This window comes from Bacillus sp. 05T22 (genome assembly GCF_056396765.1).
In genome coordinates, this window is sequence record NZ_JBFTMC010000016.1 from 25,362 (window position 1) to 43,913 (window position 18,552).

An 18,552-nucleotide genomic window follows, 5' to 3' on the forward strand; every position below is an offset into this window, starting at 1 on the left:
TGATGATAGAGTGGTGGTGTTAAATATTATGTTTCATAAAGGGGTGAAGGAAATTAGAAAAAATATGTATTTGTTTATTTTAGTTATAGTGTTTTTGAACTTAATTGGATGTTCTAATATCACAAGTTCTTCAAAATCTTCTTCATCAGCTAAACAAAAGGAGATAAAAGAAACATTAATGGTATTTGAGAAAAAAGAAATAAAAGAAATCACATTAATAAATATAAACGAAGATGATATTTCTAAAGCAGGAACGGATAATGAAGATCTAGTAAATCAAATTGTTACAGCAATCAAAGCTGGTACATCTAAAAAAATATCTTTAGATAAAAAAGCAAGGGATGCTGTACATGCTAATATGGAAGTTATTTTTAAGGATGATTCTAAGGGAAGTTTGTTAGTCTGGGTAGATGATAAAAATAACATTATAATCGCAAAAGATGTAGATAAAGGTTCTGTTCAAGGAATTCAAATAAATGGGGATGTTCCTAAAATAGTATTAAATTTTTTAAAACAGGTATAGGGAATAAAAAAAGGAATGCTATATCAATTAGCATTCCTTTTTATGAGAATTCTTCCTTCTTACGAAGCAACTTCCTTACTTTTTACATCCTCTTGATTATACGTCTCATGATCTAATTCACCAAGCCATTTACTAGAAATAAGACCTGCTGTCATTGATCCGCTTACGTTAAGAGCTGTACGACCCATATCGATTAATGGCTCAACAGAGATAAGAAGAGCAACAATCCCGATTGGTAAGTTCATTGTTGAAAGTACGATTAATGCTGCGAATGTTGCTCCGCCGCCTACACCAGCAACACCGAATGAGCTAATAGCGACAACTGCGATTAAAGTTAAAATAAATTGTGGTTGTAATGGATCAATTCCTACAGTTGGAGCGACCATCATCGCCAGCATAGCTGGATAAATACCTGCGCAACCATTTTGACCGATAGATACCCCGAAGGAAGCAGCAAAGTTTGCAATTCCTTCTGAAACACCAAGTTTTTCTTTTTGTGCTTCAATATTTAGTGGCATTGTACCTGCACTAGAACGAGAAGTGAAGGCGAATGTTAATACTGGGAATACCTTTTTCAAATATTGAATTGGATTTAAACCAGAAAGAGCAATTAATAATAAGTGAATAACAAACATAACGATAAGTGCTACGTAAGATGCTAAAACAAAGTTACCGAGTTTTAAAATGGCACTTACATCACTACCAGCGACTGTTTTTGTCATAAGAGCTAATACGCCATATGGAGTAAGGCGTAAAATTAATGTTACCATACGCATTACAATTGCATAGACAGCATCAAGCATTTTCTTAAATAACTCTGCTTGTTCTGGATATTTTCTTTTCACACCGATAAAGGCGATTCCGATGAACGCTGCAAAGATTACAACAGAAATTGTCGAAGTTGGACGTGCACCAGTTAAATCAAGAAATGGATTTGTAGGTAATAATTCCAATAATTTTTGTGGAACGGGTGTTTGTTCAATTGAACTGAATTTTTCTTCCACTAATTTTAAGCGAGCCGTTTCTGCATCACCTTGTTGTAAGCCAGTTGCTTGAACGTCAAACCCTGCGCTTGCTGCGATACCAACAGCTGCAGCGATTCCAGTTGTAAGAATTAAAATTCCAATAATAAGTCCGCTAATTTTACCAAGATTACTTGTTAATTTTAACTTTGTAAATGCTGAGATAATAGAAACTAGAATAAGTGGCATAACGATCATTTGTAGTAATTTCACGTAACCACTACCAATTAAGCTAAACCAGTTATTCGAATCCACGATGATTTTAGAAGTAGGTTCATAGATAAATTGTAAGATAAGGCCAAATACAATTCCGATCCCTAAAGCAGTAAATACGCGTTTATTAAATGATACATGCTTGCGCTGCATATAATACAATATGCCAACTAATACGAGCATGACCGCTATGTTAATACCGACTAGCAGTGTATGCATGATGATTCCCCCTAATTCCAATCTGTTATATAGAATATATTTCAATAAAACCTATAAGTCAACTAGGTAATTAGAGAAAATAAAAAAAGATGGCAATTTGCCATCTTTTTAATGCCCAGCGCCAGGGACAAGTAGAAATGTTGTATAGTATGTAAACCCAATGAAGAAAACAGTTAAATATGCCCCGAATACGTATATATACATACGCTCTGTTAATTTTAAATAGCTTAAAAGTACGAAGAATCCTGTTTGTCCTAAAAATAATAGTGCAGTTGCGTGCATATCCCCTAAGTAAAACATAACCGAGAAAATTCCAGTCCAAAAGCCGAGAACGCGAAACATGCGCTCCATGCAATCTCCCTCCTTTTCTAAAAAAGTAAACCTCTCTTCATTATAGTTTATTTTTCTTACTATTGTAAATATTTGCGAAAAAAGAAAAGAAGCCAAATCAAATTGACTTCTTTTTGACACAATTTCATATGAAAACAAGTTATAGCTGAACTTTGTAGTTACAAGATTTACATCCGTCTAATAAAGTATCATGTCGTGTTAATTCCATGCTCGGGAATAGGATTCCAAAAATCCCCTTCATCATATCGCTATGCATATGGCAAACTTCTTCAGGATGATGGACAGCAACTTCTTTGAATGGGCAATTGTACACGTCATAGAAAATTTGTGTACCATCTGTGCTTAATTCAAATGAAGGGGATAGGCCAGCAGTTGATAATGCTTCTTTTGCAATTTGTACTTTATGTTCTAATGTTAATGAATCTTCATTGACATTTAAACGCTGCATATGTTGTTCCATTAATTCTTTACCAAATTGTTTGCCTGTTTCGTATAGTACCTTTTCACCGGCCACGCCAAGGCTAAGTAATGAATTGAAAGCGATTTTCGCTAATAATTGATAATCGCGAAATGGGAATTGCAGCTGAATTAAGTCTTCAGATAATACATAGAATCTGCTTGGTCTGCCACCTTTTCCCGTTTTCTTTGTTTCAGATCGCAACATATTGACATCTTCTAATTTTGATAAATGTAGACGTGCTACGTTTGGATGGATATTAAATTCATCTGCGATTTCTTGTACAGTTACGTGACTATGTTTTTGAGAAATATATTTATAAATATAATAACGAGTTGGATCAGATAGTACACCTGTAATTTTTAAAGCTTGTTCCATGAGGATCTCCACCTTTATCACTTTATCCAAGATAATAACATTATAATACAGATAAAGTTGCTTATAGTTAATTTTAGGCAATAATTCAGAAATTGTTCATAATTTCACAAACATATTTTCCCCTTTTTCTCTGTTGAAAATACGAAAGTCGCTATTTTTCTTTTATATTTCCGCATGATATATACATAGTGAGGAGGAGATCATTATGAATGGTGTTGAACATTTTGCCAATACAATTATGAAGGAAGCATGTGCATTACAGGCATCCGATTTACATATCGTGCCGCGACAAGCAGATGCAGTCATACAATTGCGCATTGGAAAAGATTTAGTAACGAAGCATTGTATTGGAAAAGAATTTGGAGAAAGACTTGTTTCGCATTTTAAATTTTTAGCATCTATGGATATAGGGGAGAGACGTAAGCCACAAAATGGATCATTGTATTTACAAATTGATGGGCAAGAAGTGCACTTGCGTCTTTCTACACTACCAACTGTGTATTTAGAAAGTCTCGTCATTCGTTTACACTTGCAAGCGTCGGTTCAACCACTTTCCCATCTCTCTTTATTTCCAAGCTCGGCAAAAACACTTCTCTCTTTTGTACATCATTCTCATGGATTACTCGTGTTTACTGGGCCGACAGGATCTGGGAAAACAACGACAATGTATGCTTTGTTAGAGGTAGCCAAAAAGGGACAAACACGTCGTATTGTTACACTTGAGGATCCGATCGAAAAGAGAAAGGATGGCTTGTTACAAATTCAGATTAATGAAAAAGCAGGTATCACGTATACAACTGGTTTAAAAGCGATTTTGCGCCATGATCCTGATATTATTTTAGTTGGTGAAATTCGTGATGAAGAAACAGCAAAAGTAGCTGTGCGTGCGAGTTTAACAGGCCATTTAGTAATGACAACACTGCATACAAACGATGCAAAAGGAGCTGTGTTACGTTTGATGGACTATGGGATTACGCGGCAAGAAATTGAGCAATCATTGCTTGCTGTGGCAGCACAGCGTCTTGTTGAATTGAAGTGTCCATTTTGCAAAGGGAAATGTTCGCCGTTATGTAAAGCAATGAGGCAAGTGCGGCAAGCAAGCGTTTATGAGTTGTTATATGGCCATGAATTGAAAAAAGCTATTCGTGAAGCGAATGGAGAGCGTGTAACCTATCATTATGAAACGTTGCAATCATGTATAAGAAAAGGATATGCCTTAGGCTTTTTAGAAGAGGATGTTTATGTTTGAACGAAAAGGGTGGCGATTACATGAACAAGTCTTGTTATTAAGAAGACTTGGGGAATTGTTAGAAAAGGGCTATTCACTTTTGCAAGCATTAGAGTTTCTGCAGTTTCAGTTATCTTCTCAAAAACAAATTCAATTGCAACATATTGCAGAAGAATTAAAAAATGGTCAAAGCATTCATGATGCTTTTCACCAACTTATGTTTCATCCAGACATATTAAGTTATTTATTCTATGCACAGCGGCATGGGGATATTTCTTTTGCGTTGCAACAAGGAAGTGTACTACTGCATAGAAAAGATAAACATCAAAAAGATATGATGAAAGTGCTTCGTTACCCGATATTTTTATCTTTTTTTCTATTAGGGATACTTGCTGTATTCAATTTCGTTTTGCTTCCACAATTTGAAACATTATATAGTTCCTTGCGGGCTTCTTCTGTTTCATTTACCGATCATATTATGCTCCTTATTCGAATGCTCCCGTACATGATTGGAGGATTTTTTCTCTGCCTCGTTTTAGGAACATGTATATATGTATTTTATATACAAAAACTTCCCCCAGTTCAAAGAATGAATATTATGATTCGTATTCCTCTTATAAAAACATTTCTTATTTTAACAAATTCTCATTATTTCTCTGTTCAATTAAGCGGCTTATTACAAGGAGGACTATCGGTACTAGAAGCCTTAACGTTAATGGTTGAACAAAAACATCACCCGTTTTTTCAATGTGAAGCCACTCGAATTGAAGAATTATTAATCGCGGGAGAACAGTTGGATTCTATTATTATGAAGAGCGGTTATTACGAGAGGGAACTGTCTTACGTGATTGCGCATGGACAAGCAAACGGAAACTTAGCGACAGAATTAGGAGACTATAGCGAATTAACGATTGAAAAAATGGAAGGAAAGGTTCAACGTATTTTAGTCATTATTCAACCACTTTTGTTTACATGTATTGGCATAATTGTTGTTCTTATGTATTTAGCGATGATTATGCCGATGTTTCAAATGATGAATTCTATTTAGGAGGTAGTTTAAATGAAAAATGAAAAAGGATTTACTCTTTTAGAAATGTTATTAGTGATGGTCGTTATTTCGGTATTACTTTTATTAATTATTCCAAATGTAATTAAACAGCGCTCTTCCGTACAAGGAAAAGGTTGCGATGCATACGTGAAATCTGTCGAAGCGCAAGTGCAAGCTTATCAATTAGAAAAGAATAAGATACCAACAGTAGATGAATTAGTGAAAGAAAAGTACATTACTTCTACAACGTGTCCAAAAGGGGAACCGATTAGTATTTCAAGTGAGGACGGCACAGTATCTGTTGGTAAATCGTGAAACAAAAAGGATTTACATTTTTAGAGATGCTTCTTGTCTTATTCATCATTTCTATATTAAGCGTCGTCACTTACTTTAATGTTGCTCCGTTATATGAAAAGCAAAAGGTAGAGCAGTTTTTGAAGCAATTTTCACAAGATATTTTGTATATGCAGCAGTTAGCTATAAACCGCCGGAATCTTCATATGTTGCGATGGAGTCCTGAGAAACATATGTACAGTATTTGGAAGTCTGGGGATGAGCGTTCCCTTTTTATCCGGGAATATGAACGAGATATAAAAATTGATTTGAATACTTTTCCAAATCCAATGACCTATAATGCAAATGGAAATATAAACAAAGCTGGTACAATTCTACTTTCTTATCGCTCGCGCACCTATGAAATTGTATTTCAACTTGGGAGAGGAAGATTTACGTATCGTGAAGTGTCAAAAAGGGTCGGTTATGCTGGAAATGCTTGTATCGTTAAGTTTATTAATGATGGCTGTGTCGCTATTACTTCCGCAAACACTCCTAATCATGCAAGAAAGAAAAAATATTCAATTTCGGTATAAAGCACATTCATTGTTGAAGAGGGAAGCAGCACTATATATGTATCAAAATCAGCTAAAGCAGCAAAAAGAGGAGGTGATAGATGGCGTTGTGTACTGGATACATTGGCGGGGAGAAGAAGTTTGTACAATTTGGAAAGATACCAAACAAAGAAGGATGGAACAATGTCGTCATGTCAAAAAGTAAAGAGGTAGAAGCAGGATTTACGTTATTAGAAATGATGTTATGTTTATTGTTTTTATCTATTTTCTTTCTTCTTGTGCCGCGCCTCCATAGTTTATTTATCGAGAAACCATATTCAAAGCAAATAAACAGTTGGGAATGGAATGTGTTCCTGGAACAAGTACAATTAGAGTTTCGAGAGAGTAAAGCCGGGAAAGGTGTCGAGTTAGAGAATAAAGAAGCTCTAATACTTTTTCAAATGAGTAACGGTGCGAATGTAACATATGAAATGTTAGGAAATAATATCGTGAGAAAAGTAAATACGTTAGGAATGGAAATTATATTACAAAAGGTAAATTCGGTTTCTTATGACTTAACACCTCATATGTTAATTATACATGTGCAAGATATAAGCGGTAAAATGTATCACGGTGTAGCAACGCGCTACACACCCATTGAGCTGAAGACATGAGAAAACAAGATGGTTTTGCGATGCCAGGAACGTTAATTCTTCTCTTCTTACTATTCTCATTCTTTATATATGAAATAAATATGTTGAAATCTGATCAAAGATTTTATAAGGAGGCGCAGCAAGAATTTTTGTTAGAAGAGATTGCTGATCAAGCAGTCTCCTCTATAAAGGATGATTTGCAGGAAAAAGAACAAAATGCTGTATTTTCGTTTCGATACGAAAATGGTGAAGCGAGCGGGAATTACGTATTTGAAAATGAAATTATATTTGTCGCATTGCAGTGTATGACGAAACAAAATCGCTCTTATAAAGTGAACTTTCAGTACGATAAAATAAATAAAAGAGTTATGAATTGGGTGGAAGAGAGATGAGGGAGAAGTTACATTACCATTACGTTTTGTTCTTGATAACAAATTAAGAACAAAACGTTTTTTATTAATTTGTGCAAGTAGTATATAAAATAAACCACGTTAGCTTATCTTTCGTTATAATACAAATAATTAAACAGACAGAAAAGAGGTAACAAAATGAAATCCATTTACATAACAGGCTTTATGGGAGCCGGAAAAACAACAATTGGGAGGATGCTAAGTGAGCAACTCCATATTCCAGTTGTAGATACAGATCAAAAAATTGAAGAGAAGCAAAGGAAGGAAATTCGCGATATTTTTGCAGAAGAAGGGGAAAATGCATTTCGTCAATATGAAAGTGAAATGCTGCGTTCGTTATTAACGAGTAATGTAATTATTACAACGGGTGGTGGCATCGTGGAACGCGCAGAGAATCGTCAGTGGATGAAAGAGAATGGAACCGTCGTGTATTTATATTGTGATCCATATGTTATTGCAGAGCGCCTTCGTGAAGATACGACACGTCCATTATTTCAAAAAGAAAATATTGAGGCGTTTGTGGAGAAGTTTGAGAACCGCCGGGCATATTATGAAGAAGCGGATATATATATTGATACGACAAATAAAAGTGTGGAAGAGATTATGGGGGAGCTACTGCGTAAGATTAATGCGTAAAAAAGTGGACATACTAATCAAGTAGAGGTGATGATATGTCTACTAATGATTATGTGCGTTTTATGACGCAACAATTTGTATCGTATATGGATGCTCCAAAAGAGGATCGAAAGCAAAAGAAAGAGCAGCGCCGTGCTGAAAAAGCGCCGTTTTTAAATAGATGGTTCGGTATGATGCCGCTTAGCGCTGCTTTGTTCTATCAAAACGTTAAGAAGAAACGAAAAAAATCAAGTTAATAAAAATTGGAATGATTTACCGCTAGTAATGATGCTAGGCGGTATAGTACAATTTTTGCGATGAGTGTATACTTGTCATCGATTCGACAGATAAACCTATAAAAATCCCCCTGTACACATATTGTACAGGGGGATTTTTATTATTTCTTGTGATAGTTTTTAACTTATTGTGTAGATTCTTTCTGTTCAGTTACTGAGTGTATTTTATTATTAACCCATACAAATCCTATCCCAATACATATGGAAATTCCCCAGCCAACAGCGGTCATGATTGCTCTCATTTCACCATATCCTTCTACACCAAAAACAGAAATGAAATAGATTTTTAAAAAGCTTTTTAAAATGAATTGGAGACCAAAAAATAGTGTTAAATATTGCAAGGCTGGATATATGCGTTTGTCACGGTAAAGAGCGCGGCTCTTATCTCGGTCATGTCCTTGCAAGGCTGCGATATCAGCTGCGAAATATAACATGAGTGGTTTTTTAATAAAGATTGTACAGATGACAATGCATCCGAGTACGATATGATAATATGCGTCATTCCATAGCATTCTCTCAGCAGAACCAGATAGTAAGTCTACTGTCGTGTTAGCAATAAGGGTAATAAGAATAAAGAACCCTGTAACGTTGAACTGCTTTTCTTTCTTAAAGCAGTACAGTGTATAAAGAATTCCCGGTACTGAGGAAATAAGCATTGCATAATAAGGATCAATATGTGTTTTTGCAAATTTCCAAATGAGAAAAGGGAAGACGAGATAAAATACAATATCGAATATAGCTTTCTTATTTTGATTCATTTTGTGCCTCCTTAGTTATAGATATATTTTACAATACAATTTCTGAATATTGTACAAGATTAATTGATAATTGCAATCAAATTAAAATTATTTTAATTTAGTGTTGACTTTAATTTGATAACTTGTATATAATAAAAATTATAATCATTACAAATTAGAAATTAATCTCAATTAGCTTCGGGAGGATGAATATAGATATGACAAAACGTTTAGTAGGGAAACAAGCACCACGTTTCGAAATGAGTGCAGTAATGCCAAATAAAGAATTTAAAAATGTTAGTTTAGAAGAAAACATGAAAAATGATAAATGGACAGTATTATATTTCTATCCAATGGACTTCACTTTCGTTTGTCCAACAGAAATCATTGCACTATCTGATCGCTACGATGAGTTCGAAGATTTAGATGCGGAAGTAATCGGTGTTTCTACAGATACAGTACACACACATTTAGCATGGATTAACACAGATCGTACAAAGAATGGTTTAGGCGACTTACGTTACCCATTAGCAGCTGATACAAACCATGTTGTATCAAGCGAATACGGCGTGTTATTAGAAGATGAAGGAATCGCACTACGTGGATTATTCATCATTAGTCCAGAAGGCGAATTAATGTACCAAGTTGTACACCATAACAATATTGGACGTGAAGTAGACGAAGTATTACGTGTATTACAAGCATTGCAAACAGGTGGCCTTTGCCCAGCAAATTGGAAACCAGGACAAGAAACTTTATAATTTATAAGTCGTAGGAGGAATAGATAAAATGAAATTACGTGAACAAATGCCATCATTAGAAGGTGCAACAGAAATTTTAAACGACGCAGTAACGCGTGAAGATTTAATTGGAGATAAGCCGACATTAATTCACTTTTGGTCTGTAAGCTGTTACTTATGTAAAGAAGCGATGCCAGAAGTAAATGAATTACGTGATGAGTATGATGATCACTTAAACGTTGTAGCAGTTCATATGCCTCGCTCAGAAGAAGATTTAGACTTAGCAGTAATTGAAAAAATGGCAGAAAGCCACGATATCATTCAACCAATTTTAGTTGATAGTAAACATGCGATTACAGATGCATTTGAAAATAAATATGTTCCTGCTTACTACGTATTTGATAAAGAAGGAAAACTTCGTCATTTCCAAGCAGGCGGCAGCGGTATGCCAATGCTTCGCAAACGTCTTGAGCGTGTACTAAACGAAGCAAACGAAGCGTAAGTTATAGTTTAGTAGAAATAAAAAAGATTGCCTCTAGCATGGTAATCTTTTTTATTATATAATAATTAAAACGCTTTCATTTTTAAGAATTTGTTCACAAAATTGACGAAAAAATACATTATTCCTATCGTCATGTTGTTTTATAATGAAACTAATCATCTATACATGCATACAATATTGTGAAATAAATAACATAAATAATCTATATAAATGTAAACGTTATCAAAGAGAGAGGTGGAGACAATGAGTAAATTTTTCTTCAATCATAATCCAGCAACATTAGAGGACGGAAGGCTTGTAGAATATGCTGAAATTATTTATGGGGAAGGCGGCCGTTCTGTATTAGAAAATTTAATGGTGAAAGCATCTATCAGGTTGCGTGATCGTTATCCACATAAATCTGACGAACAGATCTCTCATCTCGTAAATCAAGGCTTACACGATATGTTTCAGAAATATGTGAAGGAATAAGAGGAGCGAAAAGCTTCTCTTATTTTATTGAATAAGGAATGCTTCTATAGCTGAAAATAAGGGGGAATTTAAAAGAGCAAGGAGTGAAAAAGATGAGTAATGGTGTAGGGCGTTCGAAGAAAAATCTTCCAACAGATGCAAACCATGTGAGTGCAAAAGATAGAGAATATCAAAAGCGAATGACAGAAAAGAAACAACAAGAACATAACGATGGTCGAAAGTATAATGGAAAAATATAAGAAAAGCTCCTTCTCATATGAAGGGGCTTTTCTTATGAAAAAAAATGATTAGCGGTTACATAAAAGAGCCCACCATTTATAATTTGCATTGTAATACGCGGTTCATATTGCTCTTGTAATGCTTGTTTTTCTATTTCGTAGCTTTCGGGGAGTTCCTCACTTTCTTCGTAAAATCGATTTAGAAGCGCTAAATCATGATTCCAGCGTACACGTGCTTCTTCAGCCCATGTATGATCATCAGCTGCAATGAGATTTTTTAATGCATCTTCTATCCGCTGTAATCCACTTTGCGGCTTAATAATGGGAGTAAGTGTAAAACTAAAATCTGGTATTTTTGGCGTGAGTCGAATTTTTGCTAGTGTTTCATGAAAATTTGTAATCATTGTTCCAGAAATAAGATGAATCCCGATGGAATGAAGCATATCTTTCTTTCGATCACATTGATAACATACTTTTACATTGACGCCAAGCCATGGATGAAGTGGTATATGAGTTGTACCACTTGAATTTACTTCTTCGAATAAACGTATGTAGGATCCCAGTTCTTTTGTTGTTTGGAAGATTTGATGCAGACGAGGAGAGCCATAGTGAATAGGCTCACCTTCTTCTTCATCATTCTCTGGATCCGTAATGAGAGTAAGTCGCATCGGATTTGGGATGCCACCCGTTTTCTCAAGGTAGTGCCAGTAAAAAGGGCGATTCATCAATAGTTTATCCATTTCAATTGTTAATTGTACATCTAGTAGATGCGGGGAACGCCCCAAAATTTCACAGTCATTTGCTTGGAAAAAATTCCATAAGTAATTATGAATTTCATGTTGCTGCATAGCCTTGCACCTCAGCTTCGTTTCTCTTCGCAAAGTCGATGATAGATGTTAAATTTTCCATCTTAATTCGAATCTCTCCTTCGCTCTTTGATCCTGCGAAAATCTCTTGAATATGTGCATCGATATTTTTCATATTAATTCTTGTTAAAATCTCATCAAGTTCACCGATGACTCGCTCAAATAAATTGATTTTTTCATATAGAAGTTTCAAAATATGTTCTTCAACTGTATGTTTCGTTGCTAAGTTATAAATATGAACATCATTTTTTTGGCCAAGCCTATGGATACGTCCAATTCGCTGTTCAAGCCGCATTGGATTCCAAGGTAAATCATAGTTAATCATATGGCTACAAAATTGTAAGTTAATCCCTTCACCGCCAGCTTCGGTTGCAATTAACACTTGCGCATGATTTTGGAAGAGCTCTTTCATCCAATCTTTTTTCCCTCGTTTAAACCCACCACGAAAAGGGACTGATGAAATACCGTGCTGTTTTAAAAACCATTGTAAATACATTTGTGTGGCTCTATATTCTGTAAAGATGACGACTTTATCATCAATTTCTTTTATAAGCTCCAGTGCTTGGTTTGCTTTTGTATTAAAAGGAATATGATTGATTTTATCCATTAAAACATCGATATATGGGTCTGGTATATAATTCTCATTTTCTTTTTGTCTTTTTTCTACATGCTTTTTGAGTGAATAATAAACTGCTTCACGGCTGCTACATACTTCTCGTTTCAAAGTTAATGATGAAAAGGCAGAGGTAAAAGCGTCTTGTCCTTTCCAATTTTCAATCGCATTGTATAGAGCCTGCTCTTCCTCATTAAAATCAACAAATATTGTCCGAACGTGCCTTTTCGGCCATTCGATACCTGTACCATTTCGCCGATTTCTTACCATCACTTTATTAATGAGTGCTTTTAAATCTTCATCTGACTCTGCTGAGCGATTTTTCGATGCATAATATTCTTCGAAGTTAGATTGATTGCCTAGATGTCCTGGTTTTAATAAGGAAACGAGATTAAAGATTTCATCAATTTTGTTTTGGACAGGTGTTGCGGTTAGTAATAAACAAAACTTCTTTTTAAGACGTTGTGCAAATTCATAGTTTTTTGTTTTATTATTTTTAAGTTTGTGTGCCTCATCAATAATGATGAGATCGTATTCCAAGTTTAAAACGATGTCACGATGCGGTGAACGCTTCGCTGTATCAATGGATGAAACGATAACGTCAGCTTGTTCCCACGAGTAGCTTTTTCTTTGGGCAACAGCAGAAATAAAAAACTTTGTGTTCAGTTCATATGCCCACTGTGAAACGAGGGAGGCTGGAACGAGTATAAGTACTTTTTTTACAAGACCGCGCACCATGTACTCTTTTAAAATAAGACCTGCTTCAATGGTTTTTCCAAGTCCAACTTCATCTGCTAGTATCGCTTTTCCATTCATTTGTTCAATAACAGTTTGTGCTACTTCTAATTGATGAGGAAGCGGTGTGAAATGCGATAAATGTTTAGGGGCTTGCAAACCATCAAATGTAGGGACAAGCAATGATTTTTCTGTTTTATAGGCTAAATCATATAGTTCCCAATTTGTCCAAGGGCCATCTTCATCAATTCGTTTTAAGAAATTATTTTGCCATGTCCGATCTACGGAAATATCGACATTCATTGAAACTCTCCCACCTTCTGTAAACTAAAACGCTTATTGTTACATCCCTCACCAAAAATCCTGATTTCTAACATTTTAAGGTGAAGTTGTTTTTGCAAGTATAAGGATGAAAAATTCTAAATTATTTTTTATGCTAGAATATTGATGAAATAGATCGAAAAATGTTAGGATAATGGTGTGAAATGTGTGGAATCTTTCGTATTTTATCCAAGAAAGTACTTTTTTATTTACGCTTTCATAAAAAAATACATTGAGATTCCGTATATCCCATCTTTTCTGAATGAAAAATGTTTAGATACGGGAAGCCAACTTTTATTGATTTGTCATAGACAGCATAAGGGGGAAAGAACATGATTACATTACAACGTACACCGCTATTTGATGTATACGCGAAGTATGGTGGAAAAACAATCGACTTTGGTGGTTGGGAATTACCAGTTCAATTTTCAAGCATTAAAGAAGAACATGAAGCTGTTCGTACAGCTGCAGGCCTGTTTGATGTGTCTCACATGGGGGAAGTAGAAGTAACAGGTACAGATAGTTTGGCATTTTTACAACGTGTTGTTACAAATGACGTTTCTACCTTAAAGGTAGGAGGCGCACAATATACAGCAATGTGTTACGAAAATGGTGGTACAGTAGATGATTTATTAATCTACAAACGTGGTGAAGAAGACTACTTATTAGTAATCAACGCATCGAATATCGAAAAAGATTACGAGTGGTTAGCAAGTCATGTCATTGGCAATACGAAAGTAGTCAATGTTTCTAGTGAAATTGCACAACTTGCAATTCAAGGTCCAAAAGCAGAAGGCATTTTACAAAAAGTTGTGTCAGAAGATTTAAAAGAAATTAAGTTCTTTAAATTTAAAAATGATGTTCTTGTAGATGGAACTCCTGCACTTGTATCTCGTACAGGTTACACAGGTGAAGACGGATTTGAAATTTACTGCAAGAGTGAAGATGCTCCAAAACTTTGGGAGAAACTTCTTGAAGTTGGAGCAGAAGACGGCTTAAAACCATGTGGTTTGGGAGCACGTGACACACTTCGTTTTGAAGCGACACTTCCACTTTATGGTCAAGAACTATCAAAAGATATTACACCAATTGAAGCTGGAATTGGTTTTGCAGTAAAAACAAATAAAGAGGCAGATTTCTTTGGAAAAGAAACATTAAAAGAATACAAAGAAAACGGTGCACCTCGTAAATTAGTCGGCATCGAAGTAATTGAACGCGGTATTCCTCGTACGCATTATCCTGTATATGTAGGCGAAGAAAAAATCGGGGAAGTTACAAGTGGTACACAATCTCCAACGTTAAAGAAAAGCATTGGTTTAGCATTAGTTGATGTAAAATACGCAGCAGTTGATACAGAAATAGAAATTGAGATTCGTAATAAACGCGTTAAAGCAGTAGTCGTTCCAACACCATTTTACAAACGTTCAAAGTAACGGGGAGAGGGGTAGATTTCATGTTGCATCGTTATCTTCCAATGACAGAAGAAGACAAAAAAGAAATGTTACAAACGATCGGCGTTCAAACGATCGATGAATTATTTTCTGATATTCCAGAAAGTGTTCGTTTCAAAGGGGATTTAAAGATTAAACAAGCAAAGTCAGAACCAGAGCTTTTAAAAGAACTGTCTGATATGGCTCGTAAAAATGCTAACTTAAAAGAATACGCTTCTTTCTTAGGAGCAGGTGTATACGATCATCACGCTCCAGTAATTGTTGATCATGTTATTTCTCGTTCAGAATTTTATACAGCTTATACGCCATACCAACCAGAAATTTCACAAGGGGAATTACAAGCGATTTTTGAATTCCAAACAATGATTTGTGAATTAACTGGAATGGATGTAGCAAACTCCTCTATGTATGACGGAGGTACAGCGTTAGCAGAAGCGGCAATGTTAGCAGCTGGTCATACGCGCAAAAAGAAAATTCTTGTTTCTAAAGCAGTTCATCCAGAATCAAGAGCAGTACTTGAAACATATGCAAAAGGTCAACATCTTGAAGTTGTTGAAATTGATCATAAAGATGGTGTAACAGATTTAGACGTATTACAAAGTGAAGTAGATGATACAGTCGCTTGCGTAATCGTTCAATATCCAAACTTCTTTGGACAGGTAGAAAGATTAGCTGATATTGAGAAAATTGCTCATCAGCAAAAATCATTATTTATCGTTTCTTCAAACCCATTATCATTAGGCGCTTTAACACCACCAGGTAAATTTGGTGCTGATATTGTAATTGGTGATGCACAACCATTTGGTATCCCAACACAGTTTGGTGGACCACACTGCGGTTATTTTGCAACAACGAAAGCATTTATGCGTAAAATCCCAGGACGTCTTGTCGGACAAACTGTGGATTCAGACGGCAAACGTGGCTTCGTATTAACATTGCAAGCTCGTGAACAACATATTCGTCGTGACAAAGCGACATCTAACATTTGTTCAAACCAAGCGTTAAATGCATTAGCAGCGTCTGTTGCAATGACAGCACTTGGAAGACAAGGTGTGAAAGAAATGGCACGTCAAAATATTTCTAAAGCGCAATATGCAAAACGCCAATTTGAGGGAAAAGGATTTATAGTAACATTTGCTGGACCATTCTTCAATGAATTTGTTGTAGATTGCAAACGTCCAGTACAAGAAGTAAATGATGCATTAGTACAAATGAATATTATCGGTGGTTACGACTTAGGCCGTGATTATAAAGAATTAACAAATCATATGCTTCTAGCAGTAACAGAACTTCGTACAAAAGAAGAAATTGACACACTTGTAAACGAAATGGGGGCTATCCAATGAAGAACCAAGATCAAGCACTTATTTTTGAAATGAGTAGAGAAGGACGCGTAGGATATAGCTTACCCCAATTAGATGTAGAAGAAGTGAAATTAGAAGATGTGTTTGAGAGCGATTATATCCGTACTGAAGATGCAGAGCTTCCAGAAGTATCTGAACTTGATATTATGCGCCATTACACAGCACTTTCAAACCGTAACCACGGCGTTGATTCTGGATTTTATCCATTAGGATCTTGTACGATGAAGTACAATCCAAAAATCAATGAAAACGTGGCTCGTTTCTCAGGCTTTGCACACATTCATCCGCTTCAAGATGAAAAAACAGTGCAAGGTGCAATGGAATTAATGTACGACTTACAAGAACATTTAATCGAAATTACAGGTATGGATACTGTTACACTTCAACCAGCAGCTGGTGCGCATGGGGAATGGACAGGATTAATGTTAATCCGTGCATATCATGAAGCAAACGGTGATTATAACCGTACAAAAGTTATCGTTCCTGACTCTGCGCACGGAACAAACCCAGCATCTGCAACAGTAGCAGGTTTTGAAACAATTACAGTAAAATCAAATGAACACGGTCTTGTTGACTTAGAAGATTTAAAACGTGTTGTGAACGAAGAAACAGCAGCACTTATGTTAACAAATCCAAATACACTTGGTTTATTTGAAGAGAATATTTTAGAGATGGCAGAAATCGTTCATAATGCAGGCGGTAAATTGTATTATGATGGTGCAAACTTAAATGCGGTATTAAGCCAAGCACGTCCTGGAGATATGGGATTTGACGTTGTGCATTTAAATCTTCATAAAACATTTACAGGTCCGCATGGCGGCGGTGGCCCAGGTTCTGGTCCAGTAGGTGTAAAAGCTGATTTAATTCCATTTTTACCAAAACCAATTTTAGAGAAAACAGAAAATGGTTATCACTTTAACTACGATCGTCCACAAGCAATTGGACGCGTGAAACCATTCTATGGAAACTTTGGTATCAACGTTCGTGCTTATACGTATATTCGTTCTATGGGTCCAGATGGACTACGTGCAGTAACAGAATATGCTGTATTAAATGCAAACTATATGATGAGAAGATTAGCGCCGTTCTATGATCTTCCATTTGATAGACATTGTAAGCATGAATTTGTATTATCAGGTCGTCGTCAAAAGAAACTTGGTGTACGTACACTAGACATCGCAAAACGTCTGCTTGATTTTGGTTACCATCCACCAACAATTTACTTCCCATTAAATGTGGAAGAATGTATTATGATTGAACCAACAGAAACAGAGTCAAAAGAAACATTAGACGGTTTCATCGATAAGATGATTCAAATCGCAAAAGAAGCAGAAGAAAATCCAGAAGTTGTACAAGAAGCACCACATACGACGGTAATTAAACGTCTAGACGAAACAATGGCTGCACGTAAACCGATTTTACGTTATCAAAAGCCAGCTCCTGTACAAGTTTGAGTAAATGTAAAATGAAAAGAACTCGCTATATGCGGGTTCTTTTTTTGTGGAGAAATTGTGCAGAGATTATGAAAATAATGTGAAGAATTTTTGTATTTCATGTAACAGTGTGGAAGAAAGTTGTTTTTTAAGCTTTTTTGTTGAAAAAGTAGGTTTGATAAAATTGTGTATTTTTGTTAGAATTTTATTGAAATTAAGAAGGTGTAATGAGGAGAATAACTCATTTTTACGTATATGTGAAAAAACGAACAATTTGGGGTGAAGGAATGGGCTATAAGTGTTATAGGATGGTGTATCATTTAGAAAACGGTAAACAAATTAAAGATATAAAGGAATTTTGTTATCGAGATTATGGAAAAATGTTAGAGTGTGTAGCACATCGGGTAATGGATAACGAAGAAGTGACAGCGATTGATAAACAAGGAACAATTATTTCAATAGCTTGTGATGACATTGTAAAGGTAGAACTTGATTACATAAAAGAAAGTTAGCCTTGAGTCATATCGAATTATTCGATAAAATATACTGTTGAATGGTGAAGTGAGAAGAGAGAAGTGAGAAGAGAGGAGTTTATCATGGGTAGTACAAGACACTTTTATATGTTTATTTTGGCATTTGTACTTGTTGTAGCATTAACGGTATATTTAATTGTTGATAGCAGCTGGTACAATGCAGTGCATCCAGCATTTCTTATTTTCATGTATGTAGGAATCGCGGTTGTTAGTTTTGGGATGAGAGATGAAATGCTAGATCGCTTTGAGAAGTGATACATATATGGAAGACCAACAGGGAAATGTTGGTCTTTTTTTCTTGCCAAAAATAGGACGATGTGTATATACT

Annotated in this window: 24 protein-coding genes and 1 pseudogene; 19 read left to right on the plus strand and 6 right to left on the minus strand. The window is 35.5% G+C overall.

The annotated features are described in order from the left end of the window. Positions 1–28: 28 nt before the first annotated feature. Positions 29–523: a hypothetical protein gene (locus AC1DIT_RS08005; protein ID WP_016133254.1), complete on the plus strand. Its 495-nt coding sequence runs from the start codon at positions 29–31 to the stop codon at positions 521–523. 59 nt (positions 524–582) lie between these two features. Here the strand turns inward: AC1DIT_RS08005 and AC1DIT_RS08010 are convergent, their stop codons facing one another. The 3 genes from AC1DIT_RS08010 to AC1DIT_RS08020 form a co-directional block, all read right to left on the minus strand. Beyond that, positions 583–1,998 (minus strand): L-cystine transporter, encoded by a 1,416-nt coding sequence (locus AC1DIT_RS08010; protein WP_275857152.1) that lies wholly within the window; start codon positions 1,996–1,998, stop codon positions 583–585. Positions 1,999–2,085: 87 nt separating this feature from the next. After that, the gene (locus AC1DIT_RS08015; RefSeq protein WP_006096019.1) at positions 2,086–2,328 is read right to left on the minus strand and encodes a DUF2626 domain-containing protein; all 243 of its coding nucleotides are present in this window, start codon (positions 2,326–2,328) and stop codon (positions 2,086–2,088) included. A 139-nt stretch (positions 2,329–2,467) separates the two neighbouring features. After that, complete coding sequence (locus AC1DIT_RS08020; protein WP_016116317.1) at positions 2,468–3,163, minus strand: helix-turn-helix transcriptional regulator; 696 nt, start codon at positions 3,161–3,163, stop codon at positions 2,468–2,470. A gap of 205 nt (positions 3,164–3,368) precedes the next feature. Between AC1DIT_RS08020 and comGA the strand changes: the two genes are divergently transcribed. The 9 genes and pseudogenes from comGA to AC1DIT_RS08065 all read left to right on the plus strand — a co-directional run bounded on the left by comGA (position 3,369) and on the right by AC1DIT_RS08065 (position 8,201). Then, a complete protein-coding gene (comGA, locus tag AC1DIT_RS08025; RefSeq protein WP_016116316.1) occupies positions 3,369–4,412 on the plus strand; it encodes a competence type IV pilus ATPase ComGA in 1,044 nt (347 codons plus the stop codon). Further along, a complete protein-coding gene (gene comGB / locus AC1DIT_RS08030; protein ID WP_033671459.1) occupies positions 4,399–5,439 on the plus strand; it encodes a competence type IV pilus assembly protein ComGB in 1,041 nt (346 codons plus the stop codon). The genes comGA and comGB overlap by 14 nt, the downstream gene beginning before the upstream one ends. A gap of 12 nt (positions 5,440–5,451) precedes the next feature. Next, positions 5,452–5,754, plus strand: coding sequence for a competence type IV pilus major pilin ComGC (comGC, locus tag AC1DIT_RS08035; protein ID WP_003200417.1), 303 nt, complete (start codon positions 5,452–5,454; stop codon positions 5,752–5,754). Next, a pseudogene (gene comGD, locus AC1DIT_RS08040) lies at positions 5,751–6,194 on the plus strand (competence type IV pilus minor pilin ComGD); the annotation flags it as partial. The gene comGC and the pseudogene comGD, both read left to right, overlap by 4 nt. Continuing rightward, a complete protein-coding gene (gene comGE, locus AC1DIT_RS08045; protein ID WP_229161846.1) occupies positions 6,175–6,492 on the plus strand; it encodes a competence type IV pilus minor pilin ComGE in 318 nt (105 codons plus the stop codon). The pseudogene comGD and the gene comGE, both read left to right, overlap by 20 nt. After that, positions 6,389–6,940, plus strand: coding sequence for a competence type IV pilus minor pilin ComGF (gene comGF, locus AC1DIT_RS08050; protein WP_016116313.1), 552 nt, complete (start codon positions 6,389–6,391; stop codon positions 6,938–6,940). The genes comGE and comGF overlap by 104 nt, the downstream gene beginning before the upstream one ends. Next, positions 6,937–7,311, plus strand: a complete 375-nt coding sequence (gene comGG / locus AC1DIT_RS08055) for a competence type IV pilus minor pilin ComGG (RefSeq protein WP_016116312.1) — start codon at positions 6,937–6,939, stop codon at positions 7,309–7,311. The genes comGF and comGG overlap by 4 nt, the downstream gene beginning before the upstream one ends. Before the next feature lie 156 nt (positions 7,312–7,467). Continuing rightward, entirely contained in the window at positions 7,468–7,965 is a 498-nt protein-coding gene (locus AC1DIT_RS08060) for a shikimate kinase (protein ID WP_003200427.1), read from the plus strand. 35 nt (positions 7,966–8,000) lie between these two features. Beyond that, positions 8,001–8,201 carry a YqzE family protein gene (locus tag AC1DIT_RS08065; RefSeq protein WP_016116311.1) on the plus strand — a complete coding sequence of 67 codons (201 nt, stop codon included), beginning with the start codon at positions 8,001–8,003 and terminating at the stop codon, positions 8,199–8,201. Between the two features lie 164 nt (positions 8,202–8,365). On the opposite strand, the gene AC1DIT_RS08070 is transcribed toward AC1DIT_RS08065, so the two are convergent. Continuing rightward, positions 8,366–8,998 (minus strand): VC0807 family protein, encoded by a 633-nt coding sequence (locus tag AC1DIT_RS08070; protein WP_016116310.1) that lies wholly within the window; start codon positions 8,996–8,998, stop codon positions 8,366–8,368. A 197-nt stretch (positions 8,999–9,195) separates the two neighbouring features. Between AC1DIT_RS08070 and AC1DIT_RS08075 the strand changes: the two genes are divergently transcribed. The 4 genes from AC1DIT_RS08075 to AC1DIT_RS08090 all read left to right on the plus strand — a co-directional run bounded on the left by AC1DIT_RS08075 (position 9,196) and on the right by AC1DIT_RS08090 (position 10,929). Then, entirely contained in the window at positions 9,196–9,738 is a 543-nt protein-coding gene (locus AC1DIT_RS08075) for a peroxiredoxin (RefSeq protein WP_016116309.1), read from the plus strand. 28 nt (positions 9,739–9,766) lie between these two features. Further along, positions 9,767–10,219 carry a TlpA disulfide reductase family protein gene (locus AC1DIT_RS08080; RefSeq protein ID WP_016116308.1) on the plus strand — a complete coding sequence of 151 codons (453 nt, stop codon included), beginning with the start codon at positions 9,767–9,769 and terminating at the stop codon, positions 10,217–10,219. 243 nt (positions 10,220–10,462) lie between these two features. After that, positions 10,463–10,690, plus strand: coding sequence for a hypothetical protein (locus AC1DIT_RS08085; RefSeq protein WP_016116307.1), 228 nt, complete (start codon positions 10,463–10,465; stop codon positions 10,688–10,690). Positions 10,691–10,782: 92 nt separating this feature from the next. Further along, positions 10,783–10,929 (plus strand): hypothetical protein, encoded by a 147-nt coding sequence (locus tag AC1DIT_RS08090; protein ID WP_016116306.1) that lies wholly within the window; start codon positions 10,783–10,785, stop codon positions 10,927–10,929. 32 nt (positions 10,930–10,961) lie between these two features. Here AC1DIT_RS08090 and AC1DIT_RS08095 read toward each other — a convergent pair whose 3' ends face one another. Together AC1DIT_RS08095 and AC1DIT_RS08100 are read right to left on the minus strand one after the other, a co-directional pair. Further along, on the minus strand, positions 10,962–11,756 hold the full coding sequence (locus tag AC1DIT_RS08095) for a YqhG family protein (RefSeq protein WP_016116305.1): 795 nt from the start codon (positions 11,754–11,756) through the stop codon (positions 10,962–10,964). After that, positions 11,743–13,425 (minus strand): DEAD/DEAH box helicase, encoded by a 1,683-nt coding sequence (locus tag AC1DIT_RS08100; protein WP_016116304.1) that lies wholly within the window; start codon positions 13,423–13,425, stop codon positions 11,743–11,745. Before AC1DIT_RS08100 ends, AC1DIT_RS08095 begins: the two co-directional genes overlap by 14 nt. A gap of 350 nt (positions 13,426–13,775) precedes the next feature. On the opposite strand from AC1DIT_RS08100, the gene gcvT reads away from it, so the two are divergent. From gcvT to AC1DIT_RS08125, 5 genes are all read left to right on the plus strand, one after another. Continuing rightward, entirely contained in the window at positions 13,776–14,876 is a 1,101-nt protein-coding gene (gene gcvT / locus AC1DIT_RS08105; RefSeq protein WP_016116303.1) for a glycine cleavage system aminomethyltransferase GcvT, read from the plus strand. Between the two features lie 20 nt (positions 14,877–14,896). Then, positions 14,897–16,240 (plus strand): aminomethyl-transferring glycine dehydrogenase subunit 1, encoded by a 1,344-nt coding sequence (gene gcvPA / locus AC1DIT_RS08110; protein WP_016116302.1) that lies wholly within the window; start codon positions 14,897–14,899, stop codon positions 16,238–16,240. Further along, complete coding sequence (gcvPB, locus tag AC1DIT_RS08115) at positions 16,237–17,712, plus strand: aminomethyl-transferring glycine dehydrogenase subunit 2 (RefSeq protein WP_016116301.1); 1,476 nt, start codon at positions 16,237–16,239, stop codon at positions 17,710–17,712. The genes gcvPA and gcvPB overlap by 4 nt, the downstream gene beginning before the upstream one ends. Before the next feature lie 266 nt (positions 17,713–17,978). Then, positions 17,979–18,203: a DUF3929 family protein gene (locus AC1DIT_RS08120; RefSeq protein WP_033671500.1), complete on the plus strand. Its 225-nt coding sequence runs from the start codon at positions 17,979–17,981 to the stop codon at positions 18,201–18,203. A gap of 84 nt (positions 18,204–18,287) precedes the next feature. After that, positions 18,288–18,479, plus strand: a complete 192-nt coding sequence (locus tag AC1DIT_RS08125) for a hypothetical protein (RefSeq protein WP_016116299.1) — start codon at positions 18,288–18,290, stop codon at positions 18,477–18,479. The last annotated feature ends 73 nt before the right edge of the window (positions 18,480–18,552 follow it).